General features: G+C 67.7%; 9 protein-coding genes. 1 reads left to right on the top strand and 8 read right to left on the bottom strand.

The features are described 5' to 3' along the window. Window positions 1–98: 98 nt before the first annotated feature. Window positions 99–1,130 carry a ParA family protein gene (locus X946_RS31890; RefSeq protein ID WP_081989896.1) on the bottom strand — a complete coding sequence of 344 codons (1,032 nt, stop codon included), beginning with the start codon at window positions 1,128–1,130 and terminating at the stop codon, window positions 99–101. An 804-nt stretch (window positions 1,131–1,934) separates the two neighbouring features. Between X946_RS31890 and uvrA the strand changes: the two genes are divergently transcribed. Continuing rightward, entirely contained in the window at window positions 1,935–7,898 is a 5,964-nt protein-coding gene (gene uvrA, locus X946_RS20950; RefSeq protein WP_038751417.1) for an excinuclease ABC subunit UvrA, read from the top strand. 562 nt (window positions 7,899–8,460) lie between these two features. Here the strand turns inward: uvrA and tssM are convergent. The 7 genes from tssM to tssB all read right to left on the bottom strand — a co-directional run bounded on the left by tssM (window position 8,461) and on the right by tssB (window position 18,633). After that, on the bottom strand, window positions 8,461–12,588 hold the full coding sequence (gene tssM, locus X946_RS20940) for a type VI secretion system membrane subunit TssM (protein WP_038751413.1): 4,128 nt from the start codon (window positions 12,586–12,588) through the stop codon (window positions 8,461–8,463). A gap of 24 nt (window positions 12,589–12,612) precedes the next feature. Further along, window positions 12,613–13,902, bottom strand: coding sequence for a type VI secretion system protein TssL, long form (gene tssL / locus X946_RS20935; RefSeq protein WP_038751411.1), 1,290 nt, complete (start codon window positions 13,900–13,902; stop codon window positions 12,613–12,615). Window positions 13,903–13,978: 76 nt separating this feature from the next. Further along, entirely contained in the window at window positions 13,979–15,325 is a 1,347-nt protein-coding gene (tssK, locus tag X946_RS20930; protein WP_038751408.1) for a type VI secretion system baseplate subunit TssK, read from the bottom strand. 21 nt (window positions 15,326–15,346) lie between these two features. Then, window positions 15,347–15,850 (bottom strand): type VI secretion system lipoprotein TssJ, encoded by a 504-nt coding sequence (tssJ, locus tag X946_RS20925; protein WP_038751405.1) that lies wholly within the window; start codon window positions 15,848–15,850, stop codon window positions 15,347–15,349. Between the two features lie 89 nt (window positions 15,851–15,939). Continuing rightward, window positions 15,940–16,425: an Hcp family type VI secretion system effector gene (locus X946_RS20920; protein WP_038751403.1), complete on the bottom strand. Its 486-nt coding sequence runs from the start codon at window positions 16,423–16,425 to the stop codon at window positions 15,940–15,942. A 91-nt stretch (window positions 16,426–16,516) separates the two neighbouring features. Then, window positions 16,517–18,046 (bottom strand): type VI secretion system contractile sheath large subunit, encoded by a 1,530-nt coding sequence (gene tssC / locus X946_RS20915; protein ID WP_038751400.1) that lies wholly within the window; start codon window positions 18,044–18,046, stop codon window positions 16,517–16,519. Between the two features lie 32 nt (window positions 18,047–18,078). After that, the gene (tssB, locus tag X946_RS20910) at window positions 18,079–18,633 is read right to left on the bottom strand and encodes a type VI secretion system contractile sheath small subunit (RefSeq protein ID WP_038751399.1); all 555 of its coding nucleotides are present in this window, start codon (window positions 18,631–18,633) and stop codon (window positions 18,079–18,081) included. Window positions 18,634–18,661: the final 28 nt, after the last annotated feature.

Raw genomic sequence — 18,661 nt, 5'->3', positions numbered from 1 at the left:
AGCGCACTGAAGTACCGCTCGCCTCGCGAGTTCCGGCGCTCGATGGATTCAGCAACCTTAGTGTGACGCCGTGTCCGGGATTACAGGGTCAACTCCACTCAGAGCCTCTCCGCGAGCTTTTTGATTGCCTTTGTGTATTTGTCGATTGCGTTTTGATTCACTTGGACAAGGTCCCCATCAATCTGATGGTGACCCGACCTCATAAGCGACAAAGGGCACCCTTCGGACGATGCTACAACGGCGACGGAATGGTAGTCGGGCATTTCCGCAAAAAGATCTGCCACATTTCGATACGAGGCAAAGTAGCGCTTGTTCTGTGCTGCTGTCGTCTCGATAACCGCACGAATCGGCGCGCTCTTGGCTTGAAATGCGGAACTCGGCTTTCCTTTGTACATGGTCACCCGATTACTCACGAAAGTGTGCAGCTTGGGTATATCGACGCCTTCGTCCGTTGCTTTTTTTGAAAAGCTAAGCTTGGCATATCCCTGTAACTCATTAGCTGAGAGGCCATATAGGAGAGCAAGAACGTTCTCTACACCACGACGAGAGCTATCGTCGGCGGTGAAAGGAATGATCAGATAGTCTGCGGCCGAAAGACCGACTTGCGTGTAGATCGAGAAACTTGGATTACAGTCGATGAACGTGACCACGTCCGACGCTTGGCTGTATTCGGTGAACGATCGAATTAGATCCGACGCCCAGCGCATGACTTTAGGCCACGCGTCGTATGGAAGTGCCATTTGAGACGCTTGCCGCATAGCCTCTGAAAGCAATTCGAGTAAGTTGTCGCCGGCTACAAGCGCGATATTCTCCGGGAGATTTTCATTGATGGTGTGCGGACGACAAATGAAATCCGTAACGTCTGCTGGCGCTACAAACGGAGATGTTAACCGAGACTCAAAATAACCACCGATGGAGCGTCGAGGCTTCTGCTTATAGAGTTCATCCAGCGCTGCACCCGAGAGATCCTTGCCGCCGAGTAGCATTTCGGTAAGATTTGCTTGAGGGCAGAGGTCAAGTACTAGAACATCCTCGTCTGGGTTGTCTAGTGCATATTCGCAAGCGAGAGAGAAAGTGAGAAAGCTCTTTCCGACGCCTCCTTTGTTATTCCACAGGGCGTACTTCGTCATTTTGAGTTCTTGTCCACATTGAATTTCGAAATGAATCTGGTTCGGGCAAAGCTACGTTGACCCTTGGTCACGTCGCGAAGTATCAGGGGCGTATCGGGACGGGTCAAGTGTTCTGCGGTGTCACCCGGCGCACTCATATAAATAGGGGAGTCCGGCTCCGGGAGTCGAGCAACCAGCACTCTATGCGTATAGCCATTTTGCAAAAGCCGCAGCCTGAAAGCGTGCACGCGTTGCACTGCGCAACAAGCAGACAGCCGAGATCCGGCATTGCTACCTTGACGAAATCTTGTCGAAAATCGTTGCGAAATGGCAAGAATAGGGACCGGAAGCGCAGCGGTTCAGATGTGGTGATCGCTGCAAGTCTTTGATTTTGTTGCGTTTCGGTTTGCGTCAATTTTCAAACTGCCGCTCCTCCAAGGCGTAGGTCACACGTTCGAATCGTGTAGGGCGGGCCAGAAATTCCTGAAAGATCAACGGGCTGAAAAGCAGGCGACACTGCGCGACTGCACCCCGAACATCACGCGGAGCCGCACTCACCGTGCTCAGAGTGAACTTGAACTCGCATTGTAGCCAGCGCGCAGGCGTGACGGGTCGGCCTCCGTCCGCCCCAAACCACCAAAGCGCCGCCCCGTCCGCCGCAAATCCAAGATAGTCATGGAAAGCTGTATAAACATACAGTATAGTACTCATCGCGATTGAGCCGCGACGGCGTCCGCATCGCGGCGCGGGTGCCGCGCCTGCGAGCGTCCCGCAGCCTTCCGGCGCAGCGAATCCCTGGCTAACACATTCAGACGGGCAGACAAATTGTCATCCAGCAATCTGATCCGCATTCGCGGAGCACGTCAGCACAATCTCAAGAATCTCGATCTCGATCTGCGCACCGGCGAAATGACGGTCGTCACCGGCCCGTCGGGCTCGGGCAAATCGAGTCTCGTGTTCGATACCCTTTACGCGGAAGGCCAGCGGCGCTACGTCGAGACGTTCAGCGCGTACGCGCGGCAGTTTCTCGACCGGATGGACCGGCCGCAGGTGGACCGCGTCGACGGCGTGCCGCCCGCGATCGCGATCGACCAGACCAATCCGGTGCGCAGTTCGCGCTCGACCGTCGGCACGATGACCGAGCTCAACGACCACCTGAAGCTCTTGTACGCACGCGCGGCGGAACTGTTCGACCGCATGACCGCGCAGCCGGTGCGGCACGACTCGCCGGAGACGATCTACGCGGAGCTCTTCGCGCGCACGGCGGATCACGATCCGCGGCTCGCGGTCACGTTTCCGGTCGAGCTGCCGGAAACCGCGACCGATGAGGAAGTCGAGCAGTGGCTGTCGGCGAGCGGCTATACGCGGGTGCAGGCGCGACGCGAAGTGGCGTCGCCCACCGGGCCGCGCAAGGTGCTCGACGTGGTGGCCGACCGCTTCCGTCTGCATCAGGTCGACAAGGTGCGCGCGGTCGAGGCGATCGAGGCGTCGTTGAAGCGCGGCGGCGGGCGGGTGAATGTCTACGTGCTCGCGCAGGCGCCGGAACACCCGGGCGACGCAACAGAAGCGCCCCAGGTGTGGCGTTTCTCCACCGGGCTGCATCACCCGGACAGCGATCTGCGCTATGCGGACCCGCAGCCCGCGCTGTTCTCGTTCAACTCGGCATACGGCGCGTGCGAAACCTGCCGCGGCTTCGGCCGCGTGATCGGCGTCGATCTCGGCCTCGTGATTCCCGACGCGCGCAAGACGTTGCGCGGCGGCGCGATCAAGCCGATGCAGACGCCCGCATGGAAGGAATGCCAGGACGACCTGATGCGCTATGCGGCGAAGGCCGACATCCGGCGCGACGTGCCGTGGGCCGAACTGTCGGACGCCGAGCGCGACTGGGTCATCAACGGCTCGCCGGACTGGAACGGCAAGTGGCAGAGCCAGTGGTACGGCGTGAAGCGCTTCTTCGGCTATCTCGAATCGAAAGCGTACAAGATGCATATCCGCGTGCTGCTGTCGAAATACCGCAGCTACACGCCGTGCGAGGTGTGCGGCGGCGCGCGCCTGAAGACGGAGTCGCTGTTGTGGCGGCTCGGCACGAAAGCGAACGCCGATGAGGCGCTCGCGCCGGCCGGCCGCTTCATGCCGCGCGGCGTCGACTGGACCCGCGCGCAGCTCGAAGCGCTGCCGGGCCTGACGGTGCACGACCTGATGCTGCTGCCGATCGAGCGCATCCGCCGCTTCTTCGACGACATCGGCCTGCCGAGCGCGCTGCTCGACGACGCGCTGAAGTTGCTGCTCGCCGAGGTGCGCACGCGGCTGAAATATCTGTGCGACGTCGGGCTGGGCTACCTGACGCTCGACCGGCAGAGCCGCACGCTGTCGGGCGGCGAGGTGCAGCGGATCAACCTGACGACGGCGCTCGGCACCTCGCTCACGAAGACGCTGTTCGTGCTCGACGAGCCGAGCATCGGCCTGCATCCGCGCGACCTGAACCGGATCGTCGAGGCGATGCAGCGCCTGCGCGACGCGGGCAATACGCTGGTCGTCGTCGAGCACGATCCGTCGGTGATGCTCGCGGCCGACCGGCTGATCGACATGGGGCCCGGCCCGGGCGAGCGCGGCGGCACGATCGTCTACGACGGCACGCCCGGCGACATCCGCTCGGCCCGCACGCTGACGGGCGAGTATCTCGGCGGCCGCAAGCATGTCGCGCATGCGTCGCACTGGTCGCGCCGGCCGGTGGACGCGCACACGCCGCGCATCGTGCTCGAGGGCGCGAGCGAGCACAATCTGCGCGACGTCACGGTCGAGATTCCGTTGCAGCGGCTCGTCTGCGTGACGGGCGTGTCGGGTTCCGGCAAATCGACGCTGCTGCAGGACGTGCTCTACCCGGCGATGGCGCGGCATCTGGGCCGCGCGACCGAGTCGCCGGGCGCGTACCGCCGCCTCACGGGCGCGGAGCAGGTGGGCGACGTCGTGTTCGTCGATCAATCCCCGATCGGCAAGACCACGCGCTCGAACCCGGCGAGCTACGTCGGCGCGTTCGACGAGATCCGCAAGCTGTTCGCGAAGGCGCCGCTCGCGCTGCAGCGCGGCTACGGCGCGGGCACATTCAGCTTCAACTCGGGCGACGGCCGCTGCCCGACGTGCGGCGGCTCCGGCTTCGAGCACATCGAGATGCAGTTCCTGAGCGACGTCTATCTGCGCTGCCCGGACTGCGACGGGCAGCGCTACCGCGCCGAGATCCTCGAAGTGCGGATCGAGCGCGACGGCCGCGCGCTCAGCATTGCCGACGTGCTGGACCTGACCGTCAGCGAAGCCGCGGCGTTCTTCGCCGCCGACGCCGAGGTGCTGCGCGTGCTGCAGCCGATCGTCGACGTCGGGCTCGAATACGTGAAGCTCGGCCAGCCGGTACCGACGCTGTCGGGCGGCGAGGCGCAGCGCTTGAAGCTCGCGGGCTTTCTCGCCGAATCGGCGAAGGCCGCCGGCGGGCGCCGTGTCGTCACGCGCGAGGCGCGCGTCGCGCAAGCGCGGCTGTTCATGTTCGACGAGCCGACCACGGGGCTGCACTTCGACGACATCGCGAAGCTGATGCAGGCGTTCGGCAAGCTGCTCGCAAGCGGCCATTCGCTGATCGTGATCGAGCACAATCTCGACGTGATCCGCGCGGCCGACTGGCTGATCGACCTCGGCCCGGAAGGCGGCGACGGCGGCGGCTTCGTGCTGTGCGCGGGCGCGCCGGACGACGTGAAGGCCTGCGCCGGATCGCATACCGGCGCGGCGCTCGCGCACTACGAGCGCGCAATGGATGCCGAAGCGCGGCTCGCCGACGAGGGCGTGCCGCTGCAGGCTGCGTTGAATGCGGCGCGTGCGCGGCGCGCGGTCGAGGGAGAGGACGTCGTGCGGATCGTCAACGCGCGCGAGCACAACCTGAAGGCGCTCGACGTCGACATTCCGCACGGCAAGTTCAACGTGATCACCGGCGTGTCCGGTTCGGGCAAGTCGACGCTCGCGTTCGACATCCTCTTTCACGAGGGCCAGCGCCGCTACCTCGAATCGCTGAACGCGTACGCGCGCTCGATCGTGCAGCCGGCGGGGCGCCCCGAAGTCGATGCGGTGTACGGCATTCCGCCGACGGTTGCGATCGAGCAGCGGCTGTCGCGCGGCGGCCGCAAGAGCACGGTCGCGACGACGTCCGAAGTGTGGCACTTCCTGCGGCTGCTGTACGTGAAGCTCGGCCTTCAGCATTGCATCCATGACGGCACGCCGGTGACGTCGCAATCCGTCGAATCGATCGCCGCGCAGTTGCTGCGCGATCACCGCGGCGAGCATGTCGGGCTGCTCGCGCCGCTCGTCGTCAACCGCAAGGGCGTGTACACGGATCTCGCGAAGTGGGCGAAGGCGCGCGGCAACACGCATCTGCGCGTGGACGGCGAGTTCGTGACGGTGGACCCGTGGCCGAAGCTCGATCGCTTCCGCGAGCATACGATCGAGCTGCCGGTGGCCGATCTCGTCGTGTCGCCGGACCGCGAGGCCGAGTTGCGGCAGCGCCTCGCCGAGACGCTCGAGCTCGGCAAGGGCGTGATGCATCTGCTCGCGCCGCTCGACGGCCTGCATCATGCGATGGCCAACGATCATTCGACCGCGCGGATCGGCGAGATCAAGGTGCTGTCGGTCAAGCGCGCGTGCCCGGTGTGCGGCACGAGCTACCCGGAGCTGGACCCGCGGATGTTCTCGTACAACAGCAAGCACGGCTGGTGCACGACCTGCGTGGGCACCGGCGTCGCGCTCACGCGCGAGCAGCGCGCGGCCTACGACGACACGGTGTTCGCCGAAGACGGCCGCGGCCGCGAGCAGACGCTGCCGTCCGACGAGCAGGAACCGGAAGGCGTCGGCGACGAGCCGTGCGCGGATTGCGGCGGCACGCGACTGAATCCGTCCGCGCGCGCGGTGATGTTCGACGGCCATCCGATCGTCGATGTCGCGCAATGGACGGTGTCGGATACGCGCCGCTGGATCGACGGCCTGCAACTCGGCGGGCGCGACGCGCAGATCGCGCGCGACGTCGTCAGCGAGATCGGCAGCCGTCTCGCGTTTCTCGAGGAAGTCGGGCTCGGCTACCTGAGCCTCGATCGCGCCGCGCCGAGCCTGTCGGGCGGCGAGGCGCAACGCATCCGGCTCGCGGCGCAGCTGGGCAGCAACCTGCAAGGCGTCTGCTACGTGCTCGACGAGCCGACGATCGGCCTGCATCCGCGCGACAACCAGATCCTGCTGAACGCGCTGCGCAAGCTCGGCGACAAGGGCAATACGCTCGTCGTCGTCGAGCATGACGAAGACACGATCCGCCGCGCCGATCACATCATCGATGTCGGCCCGGGCGCCGGCAAGCGCGGCGGCACGCTGGTCGCGCAGGGCGGGGTCGCGGACTTGTCCGCGCAGGCCGATTCGTTGACGGGGCGCTTCCTCGCGCATCCGATCGTGCATCCGCTGCAGCCGCGCCGCGGCGTGAGCCCGCCGGGCGCGAAGAACGGCGCGGCGGTGCCCGAGAACTGGCTGACGGTGCATCGCGGCAAGCTGCATAACCTGCGCGACGTCACGGTCGGCATTCCGCTCGCGCGGCTCGTCGCGGTGACGGGCGTGAGCGGCTCGGGCAAGTCGACGCTCGCGCGCGATGTGCTGATGACGAACCTGCTCGATGCGGTGGGCCGCTCGGTGCTGTCGTCGCCGGCCACGCGCCGCGCGCGCAAGGCCGCGCAGCAGGGCGCGGAAAAGGGTGCGGAAAAGGGCGCGGAAAAGGGTGCGGAAAAGGGCGGTTCGCTGGCGGCGCAGGCGGCGAAGCGCCGCGCGAGCGTGCTCGCGCGCAGCGCGCCGCGGCCGTCGTTCGACGTCATGCACGCGTGGCAGGGCTGCGAGGCGATCAGCGGCTGGGAACATATCGACCGCGTGCTCGAAGTCGACCAGACGCCGATCGGCAAGACGCCGCGCTCGTGCCCGGCGACCTACATCGGCGTGTGGGACACGATCCGCAAGCTGTTCGCGGATACGCTCGAGGCGCGCGCCCGCGGCTACACGGCGTCGCGTTTCTCGTTCAACACCGGCGAAGGGCGTTGCCCGGCATGCGAAGGGCAAGGCGTGCGCACGATCGGCATGAGCTTCCTGCCCGACGTGAAGGTGCCGTGCGATGTGTGCCACGGGCAGCGCTTCAATCCGGAGACGCTCGCGGTCACGTGGCGCGGCAGGAACATCGGCGATGTGCTGACGATGGAGATCGACGAGGCGGTGGAGTTCTTCGCGCCGATATCGAACATCGCGCATCCGCTGCAACTGATGAAGGACGTCGGCCTCGGCTACCTGACGCTCGGCCAGCCGTCGCCGACCTTGTCCGGCGGCGAGGCGCAGCGCATCAAGCTCGTCACCGAACTGAGCAAGGTGCGCGACGACATCACGCGGCGCGGCCAGAAGGCGCCGCATACGCTCTATGTGCTCGATGAGCCGACCGTGGGCCTGCACATGGCGGACGTCGCGAAGCTGATCCGCGTGCTGCACCGGCTCGTGGACGCGGGGCACAGCGTCGTCGTGATCGAGCACGACCTCGATGTGATCGCGGAGGCGGACTGGATCATCGACCTCGGCCCGGAGGGCGGCGTGGGCGGCGGCGCGATCGTGGCGGCGGCGCATCCGGAAGGGCTCGTGCAGGTGAGCGCGAGTCATACGGGTCGCGCGCTCGAACCCGTGCTGGCGCGCGGCGGCTCGGATCGGGGCGAGCCGGTGCGAAGCGGGGAGGCGGGCGCCGGTTGATCGGCGCGCTGCCGATGAACGCCCCCGGCGCCGCGTGGGAAGCCGAGGCTTCACGGTAGGCCCGAGGCGTTCATGCACGCGGCGCGATCGCGCATCGTCGGCTTGCCGGTGCGCGTGCGGCCGCGGTTCGAGCGACGGGGCGCCAGTATCCGCCGCGCGCCCGCGTGCGAGGCATCCAAATGCGGCGCGGCAGGGCGCGTCAGGGGCGTGACGGAGCGGCCGTTGCGCATGCGTGCACGGACGGGACGCAACTTCGCCGTATCCGGCGCGCAAAGACCAGAGCATTCGACCTGCGCCGAACTAGTCCGAACTGATCAGAATCGAGCCGACCAAGCCGACCAAGCCGACCAAGCCGACCGAGCCGACCGAGCCGACCAAGCCGACCGAGCCGACCGAGCCGACCGAGCCGACCGAGCCGACCGAGCCGACCGAGCCGACCGAACCAGTCGAACCAGCCGAACCAGCCGAACCAGCCGAACGAACCGAACGAACCGAACGAACCGAACGAACCGAGTCAACAGAACCGGGCCAACCGAATCGGTCCGATTCGAACCGATTCGAACTAACCGGCCGCTCCCCCGCGCCGCGCAACTCGCCCGGCCTTCTCTCCCGGCATCGCAGGCAGCCCCGCCGGCGGCAATCCCGGCGGCGCGCCCGTATCCGCGAGGCTGAACATCGGCATCGCGCCGGGACACCGGAACGTCTTCAGCACGTCGCTCGTCAGCGGGTTGGCGACGCTGCCCGCGCTCGCGATGTCGAGCACGGCGCGGCGGCCGTCGAAGTCGAGCGCGACGCGCGTGCGCCCGGGCGTCGCCGTTTCGCTCACGCGCCCCTTCTGCAGCAGGCGCAGCAGCGCCCATGGCCCGTCCGTCGACACCGTCGACGTGTCGGGCCGGATGCGCGGGCTCGCCGTGATTTCCGCGTGGACGCCGCCGCGCGGCCCCGGCCAGCTCACCGTGATCGGGGAAACGGGCCCGTGCTGGTAGAGCGACGTCTGTCCGTCGACGTCGATCGCGAGGCTCGTGATCGTCGGGTCCAGCTCGGGAATCCGGATGTCGGCCTTCCACGCCATCTGCTTGTGGCCCGAGCCGCCGAAGAAGATGTCGCGGATCGCCTTCGCATGCTGGAACGGCTCGAGGTCGGGGCCTTGCACCGGTTCGGTCGCGCCGGGCGGCGTCTTGTAGCGCCACGGCTTCGTCGACGTGTCGACGAACGGCGCGAGCGCGTTCGTGAAGAAGTCGTCGATCACGCCGCCCTGCGCGAAGACCCGCGTGAAATCGTCGATGCCGACGTCGCGCCGGCTGTCCGAGGCGAACGGGTAGTTGCCCGCGATCGCGAGCCGGCACGCGTCGCCGAGCTTCGCCTCCAGCTGTCGCGACAGCAACTGGCCGATGCCGCGATTCACTTCACGCGAGCCCTGCACCGACAGATCGACCAGCACCGCGCGAAACGGCGCGGGCATCGTGTCCGCGGTCATCTTCAGCTTCGCCGCCGCGTCGCTCGCGGGCGGCATGCCATTGCTGGTGAGCGCGTCGTCCGCGACGGTGAGCGCGGTGTAGTAGTCGTTCAGCAGGCTCGTCACGGCGTCGAGCCCGGTCTTGCCCGCTTGCGCGGCGGACGGGGGCGGGGCCGTGCGCGTGTCCGCGCCGCCCGTCACCACTTCGCGCAGCGCCGCGAAATGGTTGTCGACGAGTTCGCGCTCGACGCGCTCCTCGGCGCGTATGCCGAGCGCCTGGTCCGCTTTCCGGCTCAGCTCGTCGGAGGCCTTTTGCAGGAACGAACGGTCCGCTGCGGCGACGGGGCCGGCGAGGGTCGTCTCGTTCACCGCCGCGCGCGCGAGGCGGGCGAGCGGCGAATCCGGCGCCGCGAGGCTGCGCAGCACGAGCCGGTTGAAGCCGAGGCTCGTGCCCGTCACCGTGCGGATGTCGCCGAGAAAGTCATCCCATTGCTGCGCGTACTCGATCAGGTATTGCCGGCGAATCGCCTCCGTCAGCGGATCGTCGGCTCCCGTCGCGGCGTTCACGATCGCAGCCGTTTTTTTTTGAGCGCCGCCCAGATAGGCGCGGCCCATCACCCACGCGTCGTCTTCGCGCGCGGCCTGCACGAATTCGGGCAGCCGCTTGTCGAACAGGCGCCGGTATCCGTCGAACGTGAAGAGGCCCGGCACGCCGCGCGAAAGCGGCGCGCCGCTCGCGCGCGTGAAGACGGTGCCCGCTTGCGGGCCGACGGCCCGGATCAGCGTGAATTCGTCCGGCGCGTCTTTCTCCATGGCGGCCTTCGCGCGCTCGTAGAGCCGCGCGGTCGCATTGCTGCCGTCGAGAAACTCTCGCGCCTGGCGGATCAGCGCGTCGTTGCGGATCAGCGGCGATTGCACGACGCGCTCGCCGGAAAAAAGCTGCTCGACGTGCGCGATCATCGACGCGCGGCCGCCGAAGATCGCCGCGCTGTCGGTCTTCGCCCAGTCGTCGAGCACCCACGCCTCGATCCGCGCGGCGTCGAACTTCGTCTTGTCGTACAGCATCAGGTAGACGCGCAGCGCGTCGTAGGCGGCTCTCGCGTCCCGGCGGGCGATCGCGTCGGAAAGCACCGTTTCGATCCGCTTCACGATCTGCGGCAGCAGCAGGTTGTCCGCGAGCGCGTCGTAGGTGCGACGGCTTTCGGCGACGATGCCGGGCGGCGCGTACAGGCCGAAGCGCCAGGCGCTGTCCGGCTCCGACAGGTCGAGGCCCGGGTACGTGGGCAAATCGCGCGCTTCGCTCAGCGTGTCGGGCACGGCCTCGGGCTTGGGCTCCCTGTACGACTGGCCGACCCGCGACGCGAGCGCGGCCGTCTTGCGCCCGATCGCGTCGAGGTAATCGCCGTTGTTGCCCGCGCTGACGCGCAGGCCGATTGCCGCCCACGCGAACAGCAGCAGCGCGAGCGCGTGGCCGACGATGCACAGCGTTCGCGAGCGGTATTCCCACCGCAGATTCGGCTGCACCAGATGCGCATCCGGGAACACGACCTTCGTCAGCAGATCATGGAGGAAGAAGCTCCGGTTGCCCTCGTGCCGGGGCGCGCACGCGATCGGCGCCGGCGCGCGCCCGATCGCGGCCGCGAGACGCTGCATCACGGTGCGCGCTTGCGCCGGCGCCTCGCTGCCCGTCTGGGCGGCGCTCGTGAAATACACGCCGCGCAGCGTCGAATGGTATTGCGTGTCGTCGTAGCGGGAATCGACGAACACGCGGTCGATCAGCTCGCCGAGCGAGCGCGTCATCACGAGGAATTCCTCGGCAAGGGCGGACAGCTTGCGACGCCTGAGCGCGTCGTGCTCCTCCTGCAGGCGCGCGTTCGTGCCCGCCGCGAGCCGCGCGGCCAGCGCGTCGAGCTCCTCGGCGCAGCGCGCGCGGATGCCGTCTTGCGCGACGGTCTCCTTGTCGTACGCGAGCGTGAAGCCCCATGCCTGCGCACGGCCCTCGGTGGTCAGCGAGCTGAAGTATTCGCTGAAGCCCGGCAGCCGGTCCATCTTCGTGACGAGCAGATAGACGGGAAAGCGGATGCCGAGCTCGGTGCGCAGATCGGCGAGCCGTGCGCGCAGCGCGGCGGCTTCGGCGTGGCGCGCGGTCTCGTCGGCGCTCGTCAGGGCGGCCACGTCGACGGCGAGCAGCGCGCCGTTGATCGGCGCGCGGGGGCGGTGCTTGCGCAGCATGCGCAGGAAGCCGAGCCACTCGGCCGCGTCGACGGTCTGCCGCCATGCGCTTTGCGGTCCGTCGTCCGGGGCGGCGCTTGTCGCGCTCGTCGCGCTCGTCGCGCTCGCCGGGGCCGCGGCGGCCGCGCGGGCCTGGCCGGCGGCCGGGCCGTCCGCGCGGCGCGCGTCGGCCCGCGCCGCGGATTCGCCTGCGTCCGGGCGCCCGGACCGCGCGGCGACGAACGGCCGGGGCAACGCATGCAGCGACGTGCCGTGGCGCGTGTAATGGCCGGCCGTGTCGATCAGCACCGCGTCGTTGGTGAGCCACCAGTCGACGGACCCGTCGCGGCCCGAAACCATGCCCGCGGCCCGCTGCATCTGCGCGGCCACCGGGAACGTGAGGCCGGCGTTCAGGAGCGCGCTCGTCTTGCCCGACGCGCCCGAGCCGAGCGTGATGTACCACGGCAGTTCGTACAGGTAGCGCTTGCCCTGGAACAGGCGCCCGAGCCCGCGGGCGCCGGTGCGCATCGCCTTCAGGCGCGCGAGCGCGCCGGCGACGGCCGCGCCGACCCTGGCCAGTTGGCCGGCCGCGGGCGATTCGTGCCGCTTGCCGCCGACATCGAGCAGGCTTTGGAGAAAATCCGGGTCCGCTCGCATCCTCTGCAGCAGCCGGAACGCGAGATGGATCAGAAACACCGCGAGCACGGCCGCGATCGCGATCGCGCGGACCGAGGGCGGCGCGAAGGGCGTCGCGTGTCCGAACGCGAGCAGCGGCGACGCATGCCAGATCAGCAGGCAGAGCAGCGCCACGAACGCGGCGCTCGTCGAGCGGCCCGCGAGCCATAGCAGCGCGCCCGCAAGCAGCAGCGCGATCGCGGCGATCCGCATGCCCGCGCCCGCGAGCGGCTCGAGGCCGCCGAACGCGACGAACGGGCCGACGAACCAGATCAGCAGCGCGACGAGCAGCAACGCGACGAAGGCCAGGAACTGGCGCGACACCAGAAAGGACAGGAACTTGTTCATGTCGGCATCCGAATGGCCGGGGAGTTAGTGCGCGACCGTGATTTCGACGCGGCGGTTCAGCGCGCGGCCTTGCACGGTCTGGTTGTCGCCGATCGGGTTCGCGTCGCCTCGGCCGGCCGATTCCAGACGGCTCGCCGGCACGCCGCCCGCCTGGAGCAACTGCATGACCTGCGTCGCGCGCTCCTCGGACAGCGCTTCGTTCGATGCGAACTGTCGGCTCTTGATCGGCGCGTCGTCGGCGTAGCCGATCACCGTCACCTTGCCCGGCACCTTCGCGATCTCGGCCGCGATCTTCGCGATCAGCGCGCCCATCGCCGCATTCACGGCCGCGCCGCCCGGCGCGAACATCGCGTCGCTTCGGAACGTCACGGAGCTGCGGCGGGCGTCTTCGTCGACGCGGACCGTTCCCGCGGCGATCTCGCTCGCGAGCAGCACCTTGAGGCGCAGCTCGGCGCGCGCGGCCGGCGGCGTCATGCGGCCGATGGCGGCGATCTGCATCTGCACGTCGGCGCCGCGGCTCGACAGCGCGTATTTGAAATAGCCGAACAGGCCGAGCAGGATCAGCGACAGCACGGCGGCCGTGATCCGCACCGGGAAATCGTAGAACGACAGGCGCTTGCCGTTCGCATCGGCTTGCCAGTGCGGCGAAAGGGCGACGGACACGGGGCCGCGTTGCGAGGCGATCTCGTTGTGGAGCCGCTGGCGCACGGTCTCGTGCTTGCGCTGGCCGTCGGCTTCGTAGCGGTAGCGGCCTTCGAAGCCGAGGCTCAGGACCCGGTACACGACTTCGAGCAGATCGAGGTGCTCCTGCGGCGAGCTCATCAGCCGGCCGATCAGCAGATACACCTTGTCGCCGCCTTGCCGGTCTTCGTGAAACGACGTGGCGAGCCCTTCGCTGATCCAGGTGCCGAAGTTGCCGTCGCCGGAGCGGGCCCACGTCGTCTGCATCGCGGCTTCGTCGAGCGCCGTGCATAGGCAATAGCGCGCGCCGAGCATGTGGTCGCGCCGGATGTTCGCCTGCTCGCAAAGCCGCTGGAACTGGCGCACTTCCTGCTCGAGCAGCAGGCGCAGCTGCTGGGCGCCTTCGCGCTCGAGCCTGTCCGGCATGTCCGACAACGCCCGCAGCAGCGGGCGCGCCGCTTCGAGCAGCGGATTCGCGGCGGCCTTGACCGCCGCGAGGCGGGCGGCGGGCGATTCCGCGGCCGGAGGCATCGCGGGGGACGGCGCGCGCGCGTGCTCGGCGAACGCCGTCAAGGCGGGATCGGTCGGTGGCGGACCGGGCGGGTCCGGACGTTGGACGGCTTCTGAGCTCACGGGCGTTCTCCCGGTTCGTTCGATTGATCAACGCGACCTGCATGCGCGGCGGCCCGGTCGCTTCCTGCACGCGCCGCTATCCCCGGATTCCCCACAGTTCGAGCCGCAACGACGGGAATTCGCCCGCGATGTGCAGCGCGAGCCCGCCGTGCCGCGAGACTTCGTCCCACAGCGGCCCCGTTCGCGACAGTTCGTAGTAGACGTAGCCCGCGTTGAACGGAATCTGCCGGGGCGGCACCGGCAGCGCCTGCAGCGCGATGCCGGACAGGTGGCTGCGCACCAGATCGGGCAGCCGTTCGGAAGGCCCCACCTTCGCCTGCGCGGCGAATTGCTGTTGCAGCAGATCGGGCGGCATCTGCGCGTGCACCGCGAGCACGACCGCCGTGAAGCCCTGCACGTCGGCCGGGTCCACCACGGCGTTGAGGATGCCGTGCCCCTGATCCGACAGCGCGATGCTCTGCGCGCTGCGCACGAGCACCGCGTTGAGCAGCCGGTGCGCATCGTCGACGACGGGCTTCAGGCACAGGTGCGGCGCGACGTGCTGATACGGCGGATGCGAATCGAGCGGGCGGCGCGTGTCGGTGCGCACGTAGGTCGACAACTCGCCCGCCATGCCGACGAGAAGCGCGTACAGCTCGGCGGGCGATGTGGTCGGCACCCGCTGCAGATGCTGGAGCAGCGGCTCGTAGCGGTTGAGCGTCTGCAGCAGCAGGTAATCGGATACTTCGGCTGTCGAGCCGGTCTTGCCGTCAGCGCCCGTCAGGCGCTCGGCGAGCGCGTTCGCGCGCAGGCGCGTGAGGTCGTGGATCTTCGCGAGCCAGCTCGCGAGCGTGTCGCTCGCGCCGTAACCGGTGACGGGCGGAATCAGCGTGTCGTCGAGCTCGATGCTGGCGTCGGCGCGAATCGTCTTCACGCGCGTGAGCGCAAGGCCGATCCACGCGTCCGTCAGTTCCTTCTCGGGAATCAGCCGCAGCCGCAGGTTCGACAACTGGACTGTCTTCGGCCCTTGCCCGATCGAATTGGTGTCGCGCAGGTCGGTCTCGAACACGACGTAGCGGGCGAGCGATTCGGCCGCATGGTCGAACGCGGTTTCCTCGCCGTTCGGCACGCGGATCGGCACGGCCAGATAGATCACCTGGTCCAGGTGCTCGGGCCGGATCGTGAGCGGCGCGGGCGGCGGCGTGCTGCCGGGCGCGTCGAACGGCGTGCCGTCGGCGAATACGCCGCTCGCCGACTTGACGACGATCTTGCCGAGCGCGGGCGCCTCGGTGTCGAGGCTGTAGTGGCTGAAACCGAAGAAGAACGGGGAGAGCGGCGCCGTGCGCCGGTGCGCGTAGTGCTCGAGGTAGCGCTCCTGCTGCTGGAACAGCTGCGGGCGCATGAACAGTCCCTCGCTCCAGACGACCTTGTTATGCCAGCTCATGGTGTCATTCCGACGTTCGTGTCATTTTCCGGTTTCGGTGATCCTCACCGCGTGCGTGTCGAGATCGATCGTGAGTCTCAGCTTCGGCGACGAGAAGCGATACCAGGCCGCCTCGCGCGCGGGCGGCAGCGGATACGCGGCGCGCCAGACCGAGTTCGGCAAATCGCGGTAGGCCGCGACGACGCCGAGCGCGGTCGCGGCCGGATCGATCTTGCGGCGCAGCGTCATGCGCTCGCCCGGGCGCAGCAGCAAGCGTTCGCGCGACACGAGATCGTCGGCGAGCACGGTCTTGTCCTGGTCGTCGAGCGTGAAGAAATCGGCGGCGTTGAACGCGCCGTCGGTCTTCAGCTCATAGACGCTCACCGCGATCGGCGCCGCGCGTTTCAGGTCGTCCGGATTGACCGTGGGCGCGGCGCGCACGGTCAACTCGAGACGCGTCGGTTCCTTCGGCGTCGGCGGGCCGCCCGCGCATGCGGCGAGCGCGAGCGGGAGCGCGAAGAAGGCGGCGAGCGTGGTCGGGCGCATGCGGATTCACCGTGCTGAGGGTGAGGCGATCGAAGGCGGGTGCGTGCGGCGGACGCGGGCCGCGCCCGCCGCACGCGCGCTCACGCCGCTCAGGCTTCCTTGTTGCCCTTGATGTCGAAGCTGGTCGTGACGGCGCCGCCGCTGCCGCCTTGCGCGTTCTGCACGACATACTCCTGCTTGACCTTCGCGAACGACAGCGACACGGTCTCGCGGCTGCGCTCGGTATCGGTGCGGCTGCCCGACGGCTTCACCCGCGTGACGATCACGTCGCTCATCGTGAGCTTCAGGTACTCGAGCGGATTGCCGCCCGCCTTGCGCATCACGAGCACGGCCTGATCGACGTGCTTGCCGGTCAGCGCGTACTTCATCAGATTCGGGCTCGCGCGGTCGATCGCATGCTCGAACGTGAGATCCCGGACGGTCGCCTTGCCCGCGCCGCCGCCGCTGCCGGTGTGCATCGTCGACGCCTGCTCGATCTCCCAGTCCCAGTTCAGCACTTCGATTTCGTCCTTGTGACTGTCGTCGAGCGACTCGCCGTTGATCCCGTCGATCTTCAAAAAAATATCTTGAGCCATGAACTTGCTCTCTTGCGTTGATGACAAAAAACGGCCGGTGTCGCGGTGAAGGCGCGATGCCGGCCAGCCGAGGACGCCGGCCCGCAATGGGTCAGGCGGCTTCCTTGATCGACGGCAGCTTCGCGACGAGCCGCAGCGACACGGTCAGGCCTTCGAGCTGGAAATGCGGCCGCAGGAAGAACTTCGCCTGGTAATAGCCCGGGTTGCCTTCCACTTCCTCGACGAGCACTTCGGCGGCGGCGAGCGGCCGGCGGGCCTTGGTGTCCTGCGAGGAGTTGGCGGGGTCCGCGTCGACGTAGTTCATGATCCATTCGTTCAGCCAGCGCTGCATGTCCTCGCGCTCCTTGAACGCGCCCACCTTGTCGCGCACGATGCACTTCAGGTAGTGCGCGAAGCGCGAGCACGCGAACAGGTACGGCAGGCGCGCCGACAGGTTCGCGTTGGCGGTCGCGTCGACGTCGTCGTATTCGGCCGGCTTGTGCAGCGACTGCGCGCCGATGAAGGTCGCGTGATCGGTGTTCTTGCGGTGAACGAGCGGGATGAAGCCGTTCTTCGAGAGCTCCGCCTCGCGCCTGTCGGAGATCGCGATTTCGGTCGGGCACTTCATGTCGATGCCGCCGTCGTCGGTCGGGAACGTGTGGCACGGCAGGCTCTCGACCGTGCCGCCCGATTCGACGCCGCGGATCAGCGAGCACCAGCCGTAGAGCCGGAACGAGCGGTTGATGTTCACGCCCATCGCGTACGCCGCGTTCGCCCACGCGTAATGGCGGTGATCGGCGCCGTTCGTGTTTTCCTCGAAATCGAACTCGTCGACCGGGTTGGTATGCACGCCGTACGGCAGGCGCGCGAGGAAGCGCGGCATCGCGAGGCCGATGTAGCGCGCGTCGTCCGCGCTGCGCAGCGCGTTCCACGACGCGTATTCGAGGTTCTGCGTGAAGATCTTCGTCAGGTCGCGCGGGTTGGCCAGCTCCTGCCACGATTCCATCTGCAGCACCGACGGCGACGCGCCGGAGATGAACGGCGTGTGCGCCGCCGCGGCCACTTTCGAGATCGAGCCGAGCAGGTCGACGTCGGGCGGCGTGTGGTCGAAGTAGTAATCGGCGACGAGGCAGCCGTACGGCTCGCCGCCGAGCTGGCCGTATTCCTCTTCGTAGATCTGCTTGAAGAGCGGGCTCTGATCCCACGACTGGCCCTTGTAGCGCCGCAGCGTGCGGCGCAGCTCTTCCTTCGAGATGTCCATGAAGCGGATCTTCAGGCGCTCGTCGGTTTCGGTGTTCGACACCATGTGATGCAGCCCGCGCCACGCCGACTCGAGCTTCTGGAAATCCTCGTGATGCAGGATCAGGTTGATCTGCTCGGAAAGCTTGTGATCGATCTGCGCGATGATCGCGGCGATGCTCTTGTACGCGTCGTCGCTGATCGTCGCGGCTTGCGCGAGCGCCTGCTCGGCGAGCGTGCGGACCGCGTACTCGACGGCCTCGCGGGCCTGCTCGGTCTTCGGCCGGAACTCGTGCGCGAGCAACTGCGCGAAATCCGATTGCGGTTGGGCCTGCGATTGGGCCTGCGGTTGGGTTTGCTGTTGCGTCTCGGCGCCGGCCGCCTGCGGTTGCTGTTTTTTCATGATGGTTTCCTCGGGTTGCCCTGTTCGGCCGGTCAGTCGGCGTCGCGCTCGCGCGCCGCGGCGTCGGCGCCGTTCGCCTCGCCCGCGAGCCGCGGCTTCGGCGCGGCCGCGAGCGAGCGCAGCAGCGCGTCGTCCTGCAGCAACTGGTTGACGAGCGATTCCGCGCCCGACTTGCCGTCCATGTAGGTCTGCAGGTTCGCGAGCTGCGTGCGCGCCTCGAGCAGTTGCCGCAGCGGATCGACCATCCGCGCGATCGCGGCGGGCGAGAAGTCCTCGATGCTCTCGAACGTCATGTCGACCATCAGCTGGCCGTCGCCCGTCAACGTGTTCGGCACGGCGAACGCGACGCGCGGCTTGACGGCCTTCATGCGCTCGTCGAAATTGTCGATGTCGATGTCGAGGAAGCGCCGGTCGGTGACGGACGGCAGCGGCGCGACGGGCTTGCCGGACAAGTCGGCGAGCACGCCCATGACGAACGGCAGCTCGACCTTCTTTTCCGACCCGTAGACCTCGACGTCGTACTCGATCTGCACGCGTGGCGCGCGATTGCGCGCGATGAATTTCTGGGAACTGCTGATTGCGGACATGCCTGGCTCCATGAAAGAGAGAAGAGGG

This window comes from Burkholderia sp. ABCPW 111, assembly GCF_000773065.1.
In the GTDB taxonomy this organism is placed as follows: domain Bacteria; phylum Pseudomonadota; class Gammaproteobacteria; order Burkholderiales; family Burkholderiaceae; genus Burkholderia; species Burkholderia savannae.
The sequence above is the reverse complement of the archived record's forward strand: the minus strand, read 5'-3'. Positions and strand labels throughout refer to the sequence as shown.